Genomic DNA, 19637 nt, shown 5'->3' with positions numbered 1-19637 from the left:
TGGCTTTTGCTGTATCACTAAGACGCTCGCCCGTCGGCATCCGATTCTGAAAATGATTTAATAAACTTACTACGGACACTACGCAAATGTGTTTGTACATCACTTTGTATACGCTTACGTATTACCTTTTTTTTAGCACTCATCAACCCTAGCCTTTATTATTAATTCCTTCTGCCGCCAATAATAACCAGCTCTGATTTATCTAAAAATGCTTTTATAATCACCAAATGAATGATGGGAGGCAAATCACTGTTTTATATCTAAAATCAACACATATGCCACATATCGCACACAAACTAGCAATTAAGCGCTTTGCCCATATACTCAAGCAGCTTCAAGGTGCAACTTCAAGTAACTCGGGTATACCATTTAACTGAATTCGGTTAAGTTCAATTTGCCGCTCTCTGTTCAGCCGAAATAAATGGGTAGATTTCTACACATTCCTCAATCACAACATCACAAATAAGATTATTCACCCGCCAAACGCGCAACAAACACGCAGTTCGCCATTAACAAAAACCACACGCTTGATAACATATTTACAAGAAGTAAGCCCTACATAACTATAATCAAGCGAAAGGAAAGTATATGACGGCCTTAACCATGACACTACGTAAGTGGCTGTTTGACCGGAACAGTATCATACTGCTGGCAGACATCGCCCTATTTACAATATTGTTAAATACCCTACCCTTTGAAAAAGATGTCGTTGTTGGTTTAAGTATCTTAGCGTTTGTTGCTGTCTTGTGGTTAACAGAAGCACTACACGTCAGTATCACAGCGATTCTGGTGCCATTACTTGCGGTTGGTTTTGGTATTTTCCAAACGCCTCAAGCCCTGAGCAACTTTGCCAACCCGATCATTTTCTTGTTCCTAGGGGGCTTTGCATTGGCAGCTGCCTTGCACAAGCAAGAACTTGATAAAGCCATTGCCGACAAAGTACTGCTTATCGCCAAAGGGCGCATGTCTGTGGCGGTATTTATGTTGTTCGGTGTAACTGCCTTCCTGTCTATGTGGATCAGTAACACCGCAACGACCGCGATGATGCTTCCTCTAGTTCTAGGTGTACTGAATAAAGTTAATGCCAAAAGCGAGCGTAGCACCTATGTATTTGTGCTATTGGGTATTGCTTACTGTGCAAGTATCGGTGGTATCGCCACGGTAGTTGGTAGCCCACCTAACGCCATCGCTGCTGCCGAAGTTGGACTGAGCTTTACTGAATGGATGGAGTTTGGCCTGCCAATCTCGCTAATCCTACTGCCTATCACTGTCGTATTGCTGTACTTGATGCTTAAGCCAAATCTTAAGCACACATTCGAACTTGACCACAAACCTGTTGAGTGGAGCAATGCCAAGCTAGCTACATTGATTATCTTTGGCATTACTGTTTGTTTGTGGATTTTCAGCAAGCCTATCAATGCATTCCTGGGTGGTTTCAGCAAGTTTGATACACTCGTTGCGCTTTCAGCCATCGTTATGCTGGGCGCATCACGTGTAGTTCAGTGGAAAGACATTGAGAAATCAACAGATTGGGGCGTGTTGCTACTGTTTGGTGGTGGTATCTGCCTAAGTAATGTCCTTAAGGCTACAGGCACAAGTGTATTCCTTGCGCACAGCCTAAGCGGCTTCCTAGAGCAAGCGGGCCTGTTCTTTACCATCCTTGTGATTGCTGGCTTTGTAGTATTCCTTACAGAGTTTGCGAGTAATACAGCAAGTGCAGCGCTACTTGTCCCTGTTTTCGCCACCGTTGCCGAAGCTCTGGGTGTATCGCCAGTCATCTTGTCAGCACTTATCGCAGTGTCAGCATCATGTGCATTCATGCTACCAGTAGCAACACCACCGAATGCTATCGTGTTTGGTTCTGGCCATATCAAACAATCAGAGATGATGAAGGTGGGTATTTACCTTAACATCGCATGTATTGGTGCACTGTCAGTCTTTGCTTACCTGTTCTGGTAAGAACGTAAGCATAAGCACTCCCCCTATAAAAAGAAGTAGCAAGTTGTTCCTTTAGGTGGTCAGAAATGACCACCTTTTTTTTGTTTCTGATAATTAAATTACATCTGCCGGGAAACGTACCCCTATGATTTCTCGCGCTTGGGTAATAATCGCACTCACAATTTGGCTGCGGATCAACCCTTGATGATCAACTGTTTTGTTCGCGACTAATTGAGCGAACACTTCGGCTTCATAACGCATGGCGTTTTCATCCTGCTCAACAGTCAGATCGAGTACCGGTTCATCGCGACGATGGAGTTTCACCCCATGACATTCCGATACAAAGTCGACCAGCAGCGTCCCCTGCTCGCCTTGTAATTCACTCGGGATCACACCATCACTGACTTTTGAATGGGCAATGGTGACATCAAAATCTTGGTAATGCAGAACCAGTGTTCCGTGGGCATCAACCCCAGAATCCAATAGCGTGCCTTGTGCAGTCATGCTGTTAGGCTCGCCAAACAAAGCAATGGCAGTACTCAACGGATAAATGCCAATATCCATCAATGAGCCATTCGAGAATGCGGGATTAAACGTATTCGGGTTTTCACCATCAAGGTACTTTTGATAGCGCGAAGAGTATTGGCAATAAGACAAATATACCTTGCGTAATTTACCCAGTTTCGGCAACGCTTTTTGCATTGCAAAGAAGTTAGGCGTATACACAGCCTTCATCGCTTCAAACAGCACCACGTTGTTTTCCTGCGCCTCAGCTATCAGGTCTTGTACCTCGATAATGTTAGACGCCAATGGTTTTTCACCAATAACGTGCTTACCATACTGAATAAATTGCATCGCCTGCGGTGCATGAAAGGAATTAGGGCTAGCAATATAAACCGCATCAATTACATCACTTTTTGCCATCCCCTCAAGTGAATCAAAACACTCGACACTGTCGTATTTTTTGGCAAACAGCGCCGCGGTTTCAAGGCTACGCGAATACACTGCGTTAAGCTGATACTCCCCGGTAGATAGCGCGGCACTAATAAATCGGTCTGTGATCCAGTTTGTTCCTATAACACCTAAGCGAATCATCTGTATTTCCTTGTATAAAAACAATCCACAAAGCCTCTTGAGTCATTTGGTGTTTATCCAAATTAAGCTTTGATTTTACTTTCAAATAAAAAAGCACCGCGGCAGGACGGTGCTTTCATTAACCGATTATCGCTTGGTATGGCGACCTCGGTTTTTATGGATTTTATGCTTGGCTTTGGCTCTGCGCTTATCACTAGAGCGCCCACGACGGCGGTTTTCAGGCGGCTCAATGGTTGGATCGGGCTCATAGCCTTCCAGCCATTGCTGTGGCAAACGTGTATCCAGTAACTCTTCGATAGCTTTGAGCGCCCACTCTTCATCAATACTCAATAAAGAAATTGCGTGGCCAGTTTGCCCTGCACGCCCGGTACGACCAATACGGTGAACATAATCCTCTGCCTTAAATGGCATGTCAAAGTTCACCACATACTCTAACTGCTCGATATCCAATCCACGGGCAGCAACATCAGTGGCAACCAATACACGAGCCTTGCCCGATTTAAAATCGTCCAATGCACGCTGGCGGGCACCCTGGCTCTTATCGCCATTAATTGATACCGCCTTAATGCCATCTTTACCAAGCTCTTTCGCCAGCTCGTCTGAGCCCTGCTTAGTTTTGGTGAAAACCAACACTTGTTGCCAGTTTCGCGAACCGATCAAATAAGCCAATAATTCAGCCTTACGGTGCTTGTCAACTGGGTAAACCATCTGCTCTACCGTTACCGCAGTCGTGTTGGCTGGTGTTACCTCAATAAGCTTTGGCTCGGTGAGAATATCATACGCAAGTTTCTTTACCTGCTTACCAAAGGTGGCAGAAAAGAATAGTGTTTGGCGCTCGGCTTTCATACGCTTCATAATTCGCTTAATGTCGTCAATGAAGCCCATATCCAACATGCGATCCGCTTCGTCCAACACCAAGTAGCTCACTTGACTCAGGTCCACCGTGCCTACATAAGCGTGATCAAGTAAGCGTCCTGGGGTTGCGACCAGAATATCAACTCCCGCTTCGATAGCCTTCACCTGCATTTTGATACTGGTACCACCGTAAGCAACGGCAATTTTGATATCAACATCTTTGGCATACGCCGATAAGCTATCAAACACCTGCTGGGCCAATTCACGAGTAGGCGTAAGCACAAGGGCTTTCACTTGTTTTTCTTGGCGCTCAAGATTTGCAGAAGACGCTAGAATACGGTCAATCAGTGGTAAGCCAAATGCAGCCGTTTTACCGGTTCCCGTTTGCGCACCAGCTAATACATCATGTCCTGCAAGCACTTCAGGAATAGCTTGTTGTTGAACAGGTGTCGGCGTATCGAAACCTAACTGGGTCACGGTATCGACAAGTTGGCGCTCAAGGCCCAAAGAATGGAAGGACATGAATATTTCCGGGGTCATCTACAAAAGAGCACGGATTCTAACAAAAAGCACCGCTCGAAGGCAGTGCTTTTAGGTATCTCTTTATACGCTAATGCGTCGTTTAGTTTTTGATATTCAGGAAGGCAGCACCGCGAACACCACCTGAGTCACCGTGCTTGGCTTTGATAATCTTCGGACACTTAGCCACAGACAATAGGTGTTTTGGAATACGCTTAGGCATCTCTTCATAAATCAGGTCAAAATTCGATAGGCCACCGCCCAGCGCAACAACATGCGGATCCGTTGCAGTAAATAGGTTGGCAAAACAGATTGCAAGCAGCTCCATAAAACGTTCGACGTGTTCTACAGCCTTTGCTTCACCTTCTGCATGCGCTTTGATGATCTCAATGGCTTTCTTCTCTTCGCCATAGTAATGCGCATAAATCAGCTCAAAACCACGGCCTGATAAGTAGCTGTCTAAACAACCCTTCTTATCACAGCCACAGCCAAGCAGTGGTGCATTTTCGCCAAGGTGGAACCATGCATCGATAGGCAGGCGCGTGTGACCCACTTCGCCAGCAACATGGTTACGACCAGAGAATACTTTACCTTCGTAGATAAAGCCGCCACCAAAGCCAGTACCTAAAATCAAGCCCAATACTGAAGGCTCATCTTTTAGCTCTTCATCCCAAGCTTCAGAAAGCGCAAAACAGTTGGCATCATTTTCAATCTTAACCGTACGACCAATTTTTGCTTCAAGATCCTTACGCAGAGGCTGGCCTTTTGCGGCAGGAACATTCACAGTCAGAACTGTACCATCATCGGCATCTTCCATACCTGGTAGACCCAAACCGATAGTGCCTTCGCAACCAAACTCAGCATCGTATTTGTTAACCAAACCTGCGATAGTGCCTTCGCAACCAAACTCAGCATCGTATTTGTTAACCAAACCTGCGATAGTTTCAACCAACAGCGCGTAATTGTCTGTCGGGGTTGGCACACGTTCAGTCGCTACACGTTCGAGTTTCTCGTTAAACGCACCAAATTCGATTTTGGTACCACCTACATCAAAGCCGTAGTACATCCTGCACTCTCCGATCAATTTCTTTTAAAAAAACAAAACTGAAAAAATTATCCACACAACTACACCTACAAACTGTGACAAACCACTAATTTAATGGAGTTTTAGTCTGCTAATCGTCGCAATTGCTGAAACTAAAATCACTCAGTTACGAAAGTAACCCACAAAACTTAAGCTACTTCACGCTCCGATGAATAATTAACCATATAATTTTCAAGCTGTTTTAACGCTGAATCATCAGGTAAAACACGGTTCATTTTGCCGGTTATATAGTTCTCTCGAAACACATCAAACCATAGATCCAATACATCGGCATTCTTCTGTTCACCAAACAAATCAATGATACGCGCAGCCACTTCAGCGGTACCCAACTGATTTTCTTTCGACGCCTCCCTCACCTTATAGCGAGATGGCTTTTCCGGATTAATTGATAATACCGGGAATTGATTAAGGTAAGGGCTCTTACGAAACATTTTTTTGGCTTCAGCCCAGCTGCCATCAAGCATAATAAACAGCGGTCGCTTATCCGATGCCACGGCAACATTCTCGGCAACACGCTCTGGTTCGGCATATTCAGCAGGAAACACCACATAAGGCTGGTATTGCGGATCTTCGAGTAAAGCCAGCATCCCCGGATTTGGTTCGGTACGTGACCAGATATAGGCATGGGTCTCTTCAAACAAGTCAGCAATCAATCGACCAGTATTGCTTGGCTTTAGTACCTCATCATCGTACATCACCAAAAGGAATGCCGCATTGGACTGAATTTGTGGCTTACTTTCACAAATGCAAAGGTGCTCGCGCAACATGCAGTAGATGCAACGTTCAACTTTACAACCGCGAGCGCGGAAAGGACGAGTTGAACGAGCAAGGCGTTCATCATATAACTTATGGACAGCATGGATACGCATAACAGCTTTACCTAAAAACAAAAAACGCCAGCATTTTACTGGCGTCTTGTTAGGTTGCAATGTTTTGTTAAGTGGTTAACTGATATTTCGACAACAAGTCCTGCTGATGGTGGGCTATATCAGCTACCGTACCCGCTTCTTTTACCAAGGTTTTCAATTGCGAGCTGTTGGTTTGCGCCCGCCGAGTGACCTCCTCAACGCTTCGTCCCACTTCAATCGAGGCATTTTCTTGTTGCTGCGTCGCGGCAGCTATTGTGATGATCTTATCGCTAATCCCCGCGATCATATTTTGGATCTGATCGATCGAAGCTTGTACTTCGCTACTCAGCTCAATGGATGACGTCATCTCCTTACGACTTACCACCATGGCATCATTGGCCTCTTTCGCGGCATGATGTAATTCAGTGATCGTCTGCCGGATTGATTCGGTTTGCTGGTTAGTTTGACTGGCTAACTTGCGCACTTCATCGGCCACAACAGCAAACCCACGCCCTTGCTCCCCTGCCCTTGCGGCTTCAATGGCGGCATTAAGCGCTAGCAGGTTAGTATTATCAGCAATCGAGCTGATAAGCTCTACCACCTCGGTAATTTTATCAACATGGCTGTCAAGCTCGACCATCCGCGCTTCATTGACCGCAAATTGCTGATCTAAAGAGCGAAGGCGTGACGTACTTCGCTCAATCACCTCAACGCCTTGCTGCGCCAAGGTATTTGCCTTTTCGGCCTCCAGCTCAGATTCGTTGGTGCTGCTTACAATCTCCTTGATCGAAACCTCCAATTGGGAAATAGCCGCAGCTATCGCCACCAACTCATCACTTTGCTCTTTTAAAGCAATACGCGATTGCGATGCTGCTTGCTGACTGCTTTCCGCCGCAATATTCAAGCTCTGACTATTTTCGACCAATCGGCCAAGGGTCTGACTGTTATTACTATTAGAGTGGTTAAGCAACCTGCCGAGAACTGCAAATTCTTTGGGTGCATTTTCTGTCGCGCGTACGGTTAGGTTGCCGTTACTCGTCGCTTCAACAACCCGATCAATTTTAGACAGCGACCGCTTCACCGTTTGGCTCACCCAAATACTTGAAACCACACCTAGAATGAGACCGGCAACACTCAAACCAACAAACAACGACATGGCATTGTCCGTTGCATCCATAACACCTGCCTCGCCTTGCTTCACCAAAACATCAGCACCACGGGTCAATGCATTAAGCTGCTCCATAATGGAGGTTATCTGATCTTGAGCTTCTGCCACCTTAAGCGATTGAGCCTGCATCAAACCCAACGTTTGCAAATGTAGGTCGACAATTTTACCTTTATCAAACAATTCCCCCACCATCTGAAACGGTAACGTGACACTGCTATATTCACTGATAGTGCTATCTATGCGATTAAGCTCTTGCCACGCATAATTCATCCCAGACAAATTAGTACCACGAAGGTTGCGAACATAACCCTCAGCTTTAGTGACATCCGTTTCTAAAAGCAATGCCATCAGATGGCTAGCCATTTCTAAAGAGTGATTAACAAAATTGGTGACATGGTTGATGCCTTCCAGATTGCCACTATAAACATCCATGCCAACGCGACTCATCTCTGCACGAACAGACGACACTGCATAATTCATCATGGATTGGTCATTGCTAATTTTGTTCTGATTAACCAAGATCTGCTGTTGAGATTGGTAAAGGTTACCGGCGGTTAATGCAATGCCATCTAATTGGGACGTTAAATTTGCGACATCTTGATTCAGCCAGGCAATCTGATGGCTTCCTGCTACCACGCTTAATTCAGACAGTGCTTTTAAAACGGTTTGATGGCCTTCATTAAACGCATTAGATGCCGCATCCAACTGCTCGACAGAAGCACTATTAAACATCTCAGCTAAGTATTGTGCTGACTGCATCGACGCTTTCACAATCACTGTGTTATTCATGGTAACAGGCAGGGCCTGCTGGCTTAATGTTTCAAATTCCTTTGATACGTTATTTAAACCGTTGCTGCCAAAATAAGAAAGTAAACCGCCGGTTACCACTAAGAGCAAAAATACGACCTGAATAGAAGTGACGATCGATAATTTAGACCGACCTTGAGAGGACAATTCCATTTTTTTATCCCTGATAGCCGTATAGCATCCGCCTACGACCTATGAATTTTATAAACTTAGGCTAAGTTACTAAGGATTTATGACAGAAAAATTTCAGGGAAAGTGGTTTATCAATAAATTAATAAACCCAAGCCATTCACGAAGCAGTTTTGAATTCGTAAAATGCTTGGGCTACTGTATTTCGCTTTGCACTCTAAATAAGCACAGCTATTTTACTAGGCTGGGTTATATTGTGCTTGGCGGCTAATTGCACTATCGAATAAGTTCTTTACAAGACCAATATAATCTTCGAGGAATACAACTTGTTCATTGGTTGGGCAGCGTGTCCAAGCTCCTGCTAGCACTTCGTTGAGGTCGGCCATTACCGCATCTGCTTCTTGCATTAGCTTGAAGCGAAAATCTGATTCCAGATCTGGGTTCTGAGCAAACACTGCCATCAGGTTAGTGGCAATCATATCAGTCACAACATCTTCAACAGTTTCTTGGCAACCTTCGCTCTCGGCCTTTTCAAAAAGCGATAGGTGCTCAGTAAAATACTCGATTAGTGCGTGATAGCCTTCTGATTCTACAACCATAATTCCTTAGCTCGATTCGGTATATAACAATGGAGCATATAGCTCAATGACCCTATGTCAGAACATTATGCCAGAACATAGTCAAGGCCATTCTAAAAACTCAGCCAAGAATTACAATGAAATCAATCAAGGATTGTTAGAACTTCCTACAATCTCACGCTATGCCGATGCTGGTTGCTCACTTCCTGAACTAACCCGTTGATAGACATTAGATTGATTTCGACCTTGCTGCTTAGACTGATAAAGGGAGTGATCGGCACATTCTAACCATTGCTCATAACTTCTAAAGCTGGGCGCCCACTCACAGACACCCAAGCTGATCGTCACGCTGATATTTCGCAAATCGGTCACTACCGATGACTCCTCAACACGGGTTCGCAGTCTTTCAGTAAAGTACAACGCCAACTCGGCAGAAGTCGCTGGCAGGATCACCCCAAACTCTTCACCACCATAACGCCCAGCAATATCGCTTTGGCGCTTGGTTCTGCGCAGTATATTCGAGATGTTTTTTATCACCCCATCTCCAGCGATATGGCCAAAGGTATCGTTCACTTTTTTAAAGTGGTCAATGTCAAACATTACCAAGGTTGATGGAAGCTGGGTTTGCCTGCATCGTTCAAACTCTTCCGCTAAGCAAGCCTCCCAATGCCCACGGTTAAATAACTGAGTTAGCCTGTCGGTCATACTCAAATGCGTCAGTTGCTCGTTCGATTCACGCAAGTGCATCTTACTCTTCGCGATATCAGAGACATCGGTAAGAGTTAAACAAATATGCGAGTAATCACCATTTAATGACTTCAATGGTGTCAATGTCATATTTTGGTACATCATCGATTCACCACCCGTAATCGGGCTGAAATTAATGAAGTTAAAAATACACGAGCGATCTTCCCAGCTACTGAATGAGCGAGTACGCAATTTAAAGGTGGATGAAATTTTATTCTTTAGCCACTCTTCAGGCAGGTTATCAATGACATCAAATAAATTCTTGCCCATGATACGTTCAACGCTAATGCCACTATAGGCTTGCATAAACGTATTCCATGCCAACACGGTATAATTACGGTCAAGGATAACAACACCAGCGTCAATATTATCCATCACCTGCATTGTTAGATGAAAGTCAGAAAGTGTCACCGTATTATCCATTAATGCAGGGTCTCCATAATTCGCTTGATCACCGACGTCGAATTTTGATCCATCATAAACAGCACATCACATTGTACGTCCAAGACTTCGGCTTGATACCGATACTCAACGGTGAAATAGTCATTTTTTTCACAATGAATATCTCCCCACGCCATATAGTCTTCCAGGACTATGGGCTGGCGAACTGAAAACGGAATATTCATCTGCTCAGATAAAGAAACAAGAAATGATGAAACCATCAGATTTGCAATATCAATCACCACTTCGTTTTTATATTCATCAATCTGGCTAAACCCCAAGCGATGGCCAAATCTGGCTATGTCTTTACCTTGCAGGCAAATTAATGCCTCACCGTGGATACCACCACCGACAAAGCGTTGAGCAATGGCCACAATTTCACTCTGGTGTTTAATATCATTGATCGCCATCACCAATTCCGCCGCACTGAGCATGGCGACATTTGGCACTGGCATTTTAATAAAATCACCAAAATGATCTGAGATGATAGCAGCACCGCGCCCCAGTGCGATATTCGCAACTTCTTTAAATGAGGCGACATATTGGCTAGGCGCCAGAGCAGCAGGCTTAACCCCTTGTGATGGTACAGCAGTCTTCACCTGAGCTGGCTGTGGCGGTGTAAACCTCACCCCTACTTTCGACAGCGCTGTTGCTAGCTGAGGCTGATTGAACGGCTTAGAAAGAAAAGAATTGGCACCTAAAGCCAAGCAACGTTCAATGGCTTCTTTTTGCACATCTGCGGATAACACAATGACATGCGTTTCATGCTTACTCACTGGCAGTCGCTGCAATACTTCAAAGCCGTCCATGACAGGCATTGTTAAGTCTAAAAACAGTACATCAATTTGATTATTTACCAGACACTCAATCGCTTGCTCGCCATCTTCAGCATAATGAAGTGACAGCTCAGAGTAATGCGACAAATATTTTGCCATCGCTTTGTGGACAACGGGAGAGTCATCACAAATGAGTACGTTTCTAAGTTTATGCACGCTTACAATGCCTTCCGGCTTAAGAACAGTAATGATTAATAATAATAAATTTATGCGTTAATCATAATTAAATGCGGCATTTTATATGCCACTAAGTGAACTAGATCGTCTTTTTTACTTTTAATCACACTAATTTCTTTAATATATTCGATGCACATTACTAAAGCTTATCAGCGACATATAAGCACTACCTTTAGCAACAATAAGTTTAAATTTAATTAATGGATTAACCAAAGAAACGTTATTCCGGTTAAGAATATCGCCCATGTGTATACACCATACTTATAGACCACATGATAATTGTGGTTTTAACTCTCAACACGAATCGTTATCATTGCGTTAATTAATAAACAAATAATCATAGGGAAGTTAAAAATGAAAGTTGTTCGTATAGTGTTAGGCCAGCTTATTCTCCTACTCAATGCGATTTTTTCGCCTAAGTCATTAAAGCGTAGCGATGAGGACCAGCAAGAGGTCGAAGAGTCACTAAAAGGTATAAAGCTCTATCAATTTGATGCCTGTCCATTTTGCGTCAAAGTACGTCGTGCAGCTAAACGCTTGAACTTGCCGCTGCAAACCATTGATGCAAAGCAAGCAGAACATGAAGAAGCCTTAATCAACGGTGGTGGTAAGCGCAAAGTCCCGTGCCTTCGCATTGAAGAAGCATCAGGAGACGTAACCTGGATGTATGAGTCAAACGATATCATTGCTTATTTAGAGCAGCGCTACGCCAACTAGTGGTCGCTTATTGTTAATGGAAAGAATTGCACGACAGCTTACGTACTCTTCAGCCAAGCGAATAAAAACAGTGACCTGAATCAATTCATGACTTAATCGCTGTGCAATTCTTCTCATTTAATGACACACTGCCGCTCTCAACACTATTGAAAAAGAACACCATGAAAAAAACAAAAGTCGTAACGACAGACGATATTCTGCTCAAGCTATGCCAATCAATTTCTTCAGTACTAACAACCGCTACGGATAGCCCTGTTAACTACTCTGCAATGGTTCAAAAGATCAACAAAACCAGCTTGAAACCGGACATTGGTTGTTTTGTTCTTTTTGATGGTGGTTTTACCGGCCTAGTCGTCACCAACTTCTCGCATCAAGCCGCGTTGGAGTTATACCAAGACTACATGCTCAAGATGGGTATGTCGCAAGATGATCTGGCTATTCACCACTCTTCCGATGAAGTAGCAGACGTGCTGGGTGAGCTAATGAACCAGATCGTGGGTGACTTCACGAGCAAAATCCGCCGTGAGCTACAAGTGTCTATCACTCAAAACCAGCCTAAGATGCTGGCGTTGAACAAGCAAGTGTTGCTATCGGTAGATACCAACCTAGACCGTCCACAAGCTCGCCGTGTTAGCTTTACAACTGCTAACAACAACATTTTCTATCTTGAACTTGCGATGGACAAGACTGAGTTCATTCAAATCGAAGAATTTGAGCAACAAGACGATATCGACCCTGATAGCATCATTGCTTCAACACAGCAAAAGAAGCAAGAGAAGAAGCCTGAGCCTCAACCTGCTGAAGTCGATCTCGATCTGCTAGATGAGCTGGGTATCTAACATTACGGGTAACAGCACACAAACCTAAGCAGCAAGGTATCCCCTTGCTGCTTTTATATATGCCGTATTTTCATACCAACCCCACCAATCTGACCAGATATTAAATGGGATGGGTATTACATCTAACACACGCGACAGATCATGCTTTGCTAGACTTTGACAGGTAGGTTTCACTGCGGAGTTTAGGTGTATGCACCATCGGCTTGTTCTGCTCTCTTCATCATTATTTATGCTATTCACTCTTAGCCTGCCACTTGCTGCCGAAGAGGCAAGTGAAGAAAGCGTGGAAAACCAAGACGAACAATCAGAGTACCAAGCACTCGAAAATGGTGACATCATCACCATAACGCTGGATCAACTGCTACCGACCCAAGCCGTGCTTGATCATGACGCTGAAAACGCCAATCTTCAGCGCTACAAAAACGATCTTAAATTTATGTACGATGATCTTTGTCGATTAAACGGTGGTAAAGGCATTAAGAGTTGGGACGAAAACTCTGTCCCTACCGATCCCAACTCATACACTTGCAAAGGCAAGCTGGGCTCAGACAGCGAAGCACTCAGTACTATTGTGGTAGGCCCTGAGGATGGTGTTTTGTATCTCACTACCAACCACACTATCCTTTCGACATTCTGGGACATGCCAAACGGTGGTACCAGCGTGCCGATTACCGTAAAAGTGAACCACAACCTTATCAGCTCTGGTGACGATTTTTGGGCCGAGATGATCAATGATAAGGAGGTCTGGTTGGTGAATCAAAAAGGGAAAAAAGTAAAACCCGACGACTTACCTGAATACATCGGGCGCAAACAGCTTAAGCATGATAAGTACCTTTCCCTGGCTCACTTCCTAACCGGCATTAGTTACCAACCGCCTAAGCCAGATGGCAAAGACAATAAACAAGCGACCATTCCCTACCTCGCGCTCAATTGGGCATTGGCATTACGCGGGAAGATGAAAATCAGCAAATATGACCTCAATGATCCGGAAGAATACGCAACAGCCATTACCGAAGCTGCCACTATCATGGTGGATATTCCTGACGATGAAATCATCGGTAAATCAAAACTGACAGCCAAAGAGATGGGCCAGATGGATGCGGTTGACAGCAAAGCGCTAGAAGCCTTGCTAACCGGGGAAAACACCAACTTTACCCTAGCCACCACCTACCGTGTTAACAAGAAAGAAAAATCGACACCTAAGGCCGTGCTAGAAGAACAAAAAGCCCAAAAAGAGAAAGAGGAAAATGACAAAAAATCAGCAGAGTCCGAGGAGGTAAAAGAGTCGGCCAAGGGCGATGTTGAAGGTAACGGTTAAGCTAGGCACACGGCATAGCTAGCGCCAAATAGACGCTGTAATTAGCACTATGCCGCAATGCAAAACTAATGCTTGATTAACGCTTGGCGTTTTTCGCTAAAAAGTTTTTCGCTAAAAAGCTATCTAGCTTGTTCGCAAAGTTTTGGCGATCTGCCTGACTCAACGGCGCTGGTCCTCCGGTTTGTACACCAGAACTGCGCATGGTCTCCATAAAGTCACGCATTTGAAGGCGTTGCTTGATGGTATCCTTGGTGTACATTTCACCACGAGGATTCAAAGCGTGAGCACCTTTGGTAATAATTTCATCAGCCAACGGAATATCAGCCGTAATCACTAAATCCCCGACTTCGGCTTGCTGAACAATGAAATTATCAGCCACATCAAAACCCGACTCTACCTGAATCGATTTAATATGCGGTGACGGTGGTACGCGAATAAACTGGTTCGCAACCAAAGTCACTGGCACGCCAACACGATTTGCCGCACGAAATAGGATCTCTTTGACGACATTAGGACAAGCGTCAGCATCTACCCAGATTTTCATTTTCTACCCTTTTCAATGAGTATTCGTTATACCAAATGGCTGTAACTAACAAAAAGCCGCCCAGTTAGGCGGCTTATTCATAATCCTTTGGCGAAGATTAGCCGATCAGGCCTTTTTTCGCTAGGTACTCTTCGTATGTACCGTGGAAATCTTCAACACCGTCTTTGGTGATCTCAATGATACGTGTTGCGATCGACGAAACAAACTGACGGTCGTGAGAGACAAACATCAAGGTGCCTTTGTAGTTCTCCAGCGCCAAGTTCAATGACTCGATCGATTCCATATCCATGTGGTTCGTTGGTTCGTCCATCAATAGGATGTTTGGCTTTTGCATGATCAACTTACCAAACAGCATACGACCTTGCTCACCACCAGAAATCACTTTCACTGACTTTTTGATGTCATTCTGAGAGAACAGCATACGACCTAGGATGCCACGAACGGTTTGCTCGTCGTCTCCGTCTTTCTTCCACTGACCCATCCAGTCTAGTAGCGTCATATCTTCTTCAAAATCAGCGCTGTGATCCTGAGCATAGAAGCCGATGTTGTGGTTTTCCGACCACTTGATCATACCGTCCATCGGCTCCATCTCACCCGCAAGGGTGTTCAGGAAAGTCGACTTACCAATACCGTTTTCACCGATAATTGCGATACGCTCGCCAACTTCAACAAGCAGCTTAACACCGTTGATCAGGATGTTGTCGCCATAACCTTGTTTCAGGCCCTCAACTTCAAGTGCGTTACGGAATAGCTCTTTTTCTTGATCAAAGCGGATGAACGGGCTCTGACGGCTAGATGCTTTCACTTCTTCAAGTTGGATCTTATCAAGTTGCTTCTGGCGAGACGTTGCCTGCTTCGCCTTAGATGCGTTAGCAGAGAAACGGCTTACGAACGTTTGTAATTCAGCCATCTGCGCTTTCTTCTTCGCATTGTCAGCATGTAGGCGCTCACGCGCTTGCTCAGCTGCAATCATGTATTCATCGTAGTTACCAGAGAACAAGCGAAGTTCACCGTAATCCAAGTCAGCCATGTGAGTACATACGCTATTTAGGAAGTGACGGTCGTGCGAGATAATGATCATGGTGCAGTTACGCTCAAGCAGAATTTGCTCTAACCATGAGATAGTGTGGATGTCCAGGTTGTTCGTCGGTTCGTCAAGTAGCATGATATCTGGGTCTGCGAACAGAACCTGAGCAAGAAGAACACGTACTTTTAGGCCAGGTGCAACGGCACTCATCAAACCAAAATGCTGCTCTTCAGGAATACCCAAACCAAGTAGCAATTCACCTGCACGCGCTTCCGCTGAATAGCCATCCATTTCAGCAAATTCAGTTTCTAGATCACCAACGCGCATACCGTCTTCGTCAGACATCTCAGGTAGTGCGTAAATACGATCGCGCTCTTCTTTTACTTTCCACAGCTCTTTGTGACCCATGATCACGGTATCGACAACTGTGTACTCTTCGAATGCAAACTGATCCTGGCCAAGCTTCGCCATGCGCTCATTAGGATCCAATGAAACAGTACCGCCTGACTGCTCTAATTCGCCGCCAAGAATTTTCATGAACGTTGACTTACCACAGCCATTTGCACCGATAAGACCGTAACGATTACCGCCACCAAATTTAACTGAGATATTTTCAAACAATGGCTTATCGCCAAACTGCATTGTAATGTTCGCTGTACTGATGATAACTATGTCCCTCCAGCGGGAATTCTTTCTAAATCATGCATTAAAAAAGCCGACAATGTATGTCAGCCCTTTAAAATTCGTTGGGACGTATTATAACAGAGATTGTGAGCTACATCACCTAATCAGTTAAACTATTGTTCTTACTAAATCCGTCAGTAGCGTCGGTATACCCTTACAGATATACTGGCTCAAAATAAGCAATTGAATGCAATAACTATGGCTACAAAACAATTTCATTTCGATTTTTACCAATGTGTTACAAACACTGCTCAAGATAATGCCTTGCCAATGGACATTAATGGTGTACTCCGTCGTCTTTATGAGCAATATCAGGAAGATCCTGCTACTACGGTCAAAAGTATTGGTCGAGCACTTTTTGAACTTCGTTCACTTGAAGAAACCCCTTATGGTTTTAAAGGGATCATAGGTAAACACCGTAAAAACAACCTTCCGCATGCAGCTGTTGCAGGTGGCGATGAACGTGAACTTGAGCTAGAAGACAATGAAAACCTTCTAGAGAAGGCACATTTCACATTTTACACAGAGAATTCGTTGCTGATTATCCAGCGTAACCGCTACTGTGTGAACTACAAAAACCTTGCTGCATACCTTTCCCCTGCAAATTACACAACGTCAGTTGATCCGATCATTGAACCTGCCGACTTGCAATGGTTGGCAAATGATCACGTGCATATTAAGACGGCTGAGATTAGAATTGCCCGTCCTCGGAACCCTGACATTTTCGATGGTATCGAGCATAACTTTAACAACGCTATCGTTCAGACTTTAAACGGTACTGGTTCTGCTGTGTTGAACTTATCATTCCGTGGTGACGGTCGAGCAGAAGCACCAGAAGATCGATACCTAGGAAATGCTTTTAAACGAGCATTACGTGAGACACAAGAACGCTTTAATGTTGAAAAGCTAGACTTACTCACAGAGAACGATGTAACTGGAGAGGTGCACCCTGTTGATCTAGTAAGTGGACGACTTACATACTACGATGATGTAGAGATGGGTGGACGTTACCCAATGTCTGCAGACATGTGGGAGAAGTTAGAGGCCGCTAAAGCAAGTAAAGAAGCTGAATTGTTAGCATATTTTGGACGACCAGAAGATAGACTAGCCTAAGATGGAACAAAGAGTAACTACGACAAATAACCCCGTTAATTGGGGAAAACTAACAACACCGTTAACATACTTAGCGGTGCTGGGCTTTTGCTATCTGTCGTGGCCTATTATTTCCGGTCTAAAATCAAGCCAAATTCAGCCAATTGCATCTACTGTTGCAACGTTTGCAGGTATCCTTTTCGGTTTTGTAATGGCTTCAATGACCTTGTTAGCATCAGCCAAAGACAATACCTTAGTACGCAATACACAACGCACAGGTTATTTGCCAAAACTTGTTGCCCGCCTTCATAAAACCATGGGCTGGCTACTAGCAGTCTGTATTACATTCATAATAACAATGTTTTTGCCAGATTCACTGTCTTTCACAGTTGGAGAAGGAGAGACGACATTAAAGTACACATACTCAAGTGTATTGGTTCAGTTGGGTGTCTTCATACTGATACTGGCGTTTAAAGAGTTTTTCCACACTTGGCAGCAATTCAAGAGATTTACTAGCTTGATGTGATTTTCAGTAGGGCATAAAATACTATTTTGTGTCCTACTTACGTCAATCCTTCGTCAAACATACAGCCCCACTCCCCGACTGAACTGATTCCTGAAAACCAGCTGATCAAAGTCAAACTGAACAGACTAGACAGAAACTACCGTGATACAGCTCAATCTTTAAAAGATTAATGTAAAAGTGTTCTGGTTAAAACGCGCCAACCTCTAGCACACCCAACCATTAACGTCAAACCAAAAAAACCTGATCCAGATCAACAAAAGACAAGAAAGCTAAGCATTTACATATGCAACCAGTGGAAATTGGGGTTGACAAGATTTCGAGATCGTGGTTATATAGTTACAGGCTCTTAACTTTAAAGTGTTTGCTGTTGCGTTAGCAGAAAAGAATGAGCGAAGCGAAAGATTAAAGCTCTTAACCTTTACAGATAACTTTAAAGACTTCTCAGTTACGTTAACACTAACTGTGAAGTATTCCTGTAACTACAAGTTTTAACAGGTACTGTTAACAGGTGGGGCTTTGCCCTTGATCACCATACCTTACTAAGTTTTTCCCTTTAAAGCTTTCACTGCAAAGATTACCGAATCAGGTATTAATCAGTATTATCAAAGGTCTACTATACAGAACTAGTTGTCTAGTACAGACTTATGGGTCTAACTACTCTCTCCCCTGACTTCAAAAGAGTGCCTGTGCAATATCAGGCTAACGAACTAGTAGCTTACAGCACCAAACTGTAAAGACTCAGAGAATGAAAGAAGGGTGATCGCCCTCTTCTCTACTATACAGCAACACCTATACAGAACCCCGTTCAGTTCGACTGCCCCCTTCCTTGGCAGTTCCTGAACGGGGTTTCCTCGTACTTACTTCACAGACAACACTTCACTCCTAATAGTCGTGGTCGTTCACCTTTTAGAGTTCTGTCTGTACTTCATAGCCGCCTAGGTCTTTACTCCTACTTCTGCCTAGTGCGGCTTTTTTCTGTCTAACACCAAGGAAACAGTCATATCGATGAGACACCAAACGAGACTTTACCGTCTATCTCAAACCAACCAACGTTTAAGGAAACAGCACAATGCAGACATACGGCTTACTAAGCACGATCAAGGATAGCGACCAGATCACTCAAGCAGTTGAGATCCAACAGCCTAAACGTACAGAGCCAGCTGTACAACAACCAGCTAATACGAAAACCAACAGAGTTAACCTGGAGGTTGAATCAGAGCTACGTTCACAGCTAGATAACCCCCTGACATCCCCTCTATACCGCACTGTACGGCTCACAGAGCGCTTCTGTGAAGAAACGAATACACAGGTGAGGATAAGCGTCGAAGATGGCTTCAAGATCGTTACAGATCACCTGAACAGTGACGACTGGGAACTATCACACATTGACGCACCATACGACCTTACAGGTAACGATCCTCACAGTCGGTTTGTCTTCAAGCTGATTGGTGAGAAAGCTGATCAAATCACTGAGAAGCTACGTGAAGAATTACGTGTTCAGGTACAGAAACGTATCACTCGTGAGGACAAAGAGCGCAAAGAGAGAGAACAGCGTCTTAAGCGTTACCGTGAACTGGCTAAACAGCGAGCTGAATTCGACGAGCTTAACAGAGAGTTCGGAGACGGTTACTAAGTAGCCGTCACCAA

17 protein-coding genes are annotated in these 19637 nt (G+C 44.3%); 7 read left to right on the top strand and 10 right to left on the bottom strand.

Annotated features, from left to right (window positions below; all coding sequences use genetic code 11):
• The first annotated feature begins 588 nt into the window (after nt 1–588).
• A complete protein-coding gene (locus tag C9I98_RS05800) occupies nt 589–1959 on the top strand; it encodes an SLC13 family permease (RefSeq protein WP_107271696.1) in 1371 nt (456 codons plus the stop codon).
• Between the two features lie 93 nt (nt 1960–2052).
• On the opposite strand, the gene C9I98_RS05795 is transcribed toward C9I98_RS05800, so the two are convergent.
• The 8 genes from C9I98_RS05795 to C9I98_RS05760 form a co-directional block, all read right to left on the bottom strand.
• Nucleotides 2053–3033 (bottom strand): Gfo/Idh/MocA family protein, encoded by a 981-nt coding sequence (locus C9I98_RS05795; RefSeq protein WP_036824649.1) that lies wholly within the window; start codon nt 3031–3033, stop codon nt 2053–2055.
• 126 nt (nt 3034–3159) lie between these two features.
• Nucleotides 3160–4410, bottom strand: a complete 1251-nt coding sequence (locus tag C9I98_RS05790; protein WP_107271695.1) for a DEAD/DEAH box helicase — start codon at nt 4408–4410, stop codon at nt 3160–3162.
• A 100-nt stretch (nt 4411–4510) separates the two neighbouring features.
• Nucleotides 4511–5473 (bottom strand): N-acetylglucosamine kinase, encoded by a 963-nt coding sequence (gene nagK / locus C9I98_RS05785; RefSeq protein ID WP_107271694.1) that lies wholly within the window; start codon nt 5471–5473, stop codon nt 4511–4513.
• Nucleotides 5474–5640: 167 nt separating this feature from the next.
• Complete coding sequence (locus C9I98_RS05780) at nt 5641–6381, bottom strand: tRNA-uridine aminocarboxypropyltransferase (RefSeq protein WP_107271693.1); 741 nt, start codon at nt 6379–6381, stop codon at nt 5641–5643.
• A 67-nt stretch (nt 6382–6448) separates the two neighbouring features.
• Complete coding sequence (locus C9I98_RS05775) at nt 6449–8488, bottom strand: methyl-accepting chemotaxis protein (RefSeq protein WP_036822703.1); 2040 nt, start codon at nt 8486–8488, stop codon at nt 6449–6451.
• Nucleotides 8489–8703: 215 nt separating this feature from the next.
• Nucleotides 8704–9063: a DUF3802 family protein gene (locus C9I98_RS05770; RefSeq protein WP_036822701.1), complete on the bottom strand. Its 360-nt coding sequence runs from the start codon at nt 9061–9063 to the stop codon at nt 8704–8706.
• A gap of 159 nt (nt 9064–9222) precedes the next feature.
• Complete coding sequence (locus C9I98_RS05765; RefSeq protein ID WP_036822698.1) at nt 9223–10212, bottom strand: GGDEF domain-containing protein; 990 nt, start codon at nt 10210–10212, stop codon at nt 9223–9225.
• The gene (locus C9I98_RS05760) at nt 10212–11222 is read right to left on the bottom strand and encodes a response regulator (RefSeq protein ID WP_036822710.1); all 1011 of its coding nucleotides are present in this window, start codon (nt 11220–11222) and stop codon (nt 10212–10214) included. Before C9I98_RS05760 ends, C9I98_RS05765 begins: the two co-directional genes overlap by 1 nt.
• Nucleotides 11223–11597: 375 nt before the next feature.
• Here C9I98_RS05760 and C9I98_RS05755 point away from each other — a divergent pair, with 375 nt between their 5' ends.
• The 3 genes from C9I98_RS05755 (at nt 11598) to C9I98_RS05745 (ending at nt 14117) form a co-directional block, all read left to right on the top strand.
• Entirely contained in the window at nt 11598–11960 is a 363-nt protein-coding gene (locus C9I98_RS05755; RefSeq protein WP_036824663.1) for a glutathione S-transferase N-terminal domain-containing protein, read from the top strand.
• A 161-nt stretch (nt 11961–12121) separates the two neighbouring features.
• On the top strand, nt 12122–12799 hold the full coding sequence (locus C9I98_RS05750) for a DUF3334 family protein (protein WP_036824661.1): 678 nt from the start codon (nt 12122–12124) through the stop codon (nt 12797–12799).
• A gap of 190 nt (nt 12800–12989) precedes the next feature.
• Entirely contained in the window at nt 12990–14117 is a 1128-nt protein-coding gene (locus tag C9I98_RS05745; protein WP_051902309.1) for a ParB/Srx family N-terminal domain-containing protein, read from the top strand.
• A gap of 76 nt (nt 14118–14193) precedes the next feature.
• Here C9I98_RS05745 and C9I98_RS05740 read toward each other — a convergent pair whose 3' ends face one another.
• Nucleotides 14194–14661 carry a YaiI/YqxD family protein gene (locus C9I98_RS05740; protein WP_107271692.1) on the bottom strand — a complete coding sequence of 156 codons (468 nt, stop codon included), beginning with the start codon at nt 14659–14661 and terminating at the stop codon, nt 14194–14196.
• A gap of 97 nt (nt 14662–14758) precedes the next feature.
• The gene (locus C9I98_RS05735) at nt 14759–16354 is read right to left on the bottom strand and encodes an ABC-F family ATPase (RefSeq protein WP_107271691.1); all 1596 of its coding nucleotides are present in this window, start codon (nt 16352–16354) and stop codon (nt 14759–14761) included.
• Between the two features lie 216 nt (nt 16355–16570).
• Here C9I98_RS05735 and C9I98_RS05730 point away from each other — a divergent pair, with 216 nt between their 5' ends.
• From C9I98_RS05730 to C9I98_RS05720, 3 genes are all read left to right on the top strand, one after another.
• Nucleotides 16571–17485 (top strand): DUF6731 family protein, encoded by a 915-nt coding sequence (locus C9I98_RS05730; RefSeq protein WP_036821535.1) that lies wholly within the window; start codon nt 16571–16573, stop codon nt 17483–17485.
• A 1-nt stretch (nt 17486) separates the two neighbouring features.
• Nucleotides 17487–17990, top strand: a complete 504-nt coding sequence (locus C9I98_RS05725) for a hypothetical protein (protein ID WP_036821532.1) — start codon at nt 17487–17489, stop codon at nt 17988–17990.
• Between the two features lie 1069 nt (nt 17991–19059).
• Nucleotides 19060–19623, top strand: a complete 564-nt coding sequence (locus C9I98_RS05720; RefSeq protein WP_036821530.1) for a hypothetical protein — start codon at nt 19060–19062, stop codon at nt 19621–19623.
• The last annotated feature ends 14 nt before the right edge of the window (nt 19624–19637 follow it).

The organism is Photobacterium sanctipauli, assembly GCF_003026495.1.
Taxonomy (GTDB): domain Bacteria; phylum Pseudomonadota; class Gammaproteobacteria; order Enterobacterales; family Vibrionaceae; genus Photobacterium; species Photobacterium sanctipauli.
This window is presented reverse-complemented; position numbering and strand designations above follow the sequence as displayed.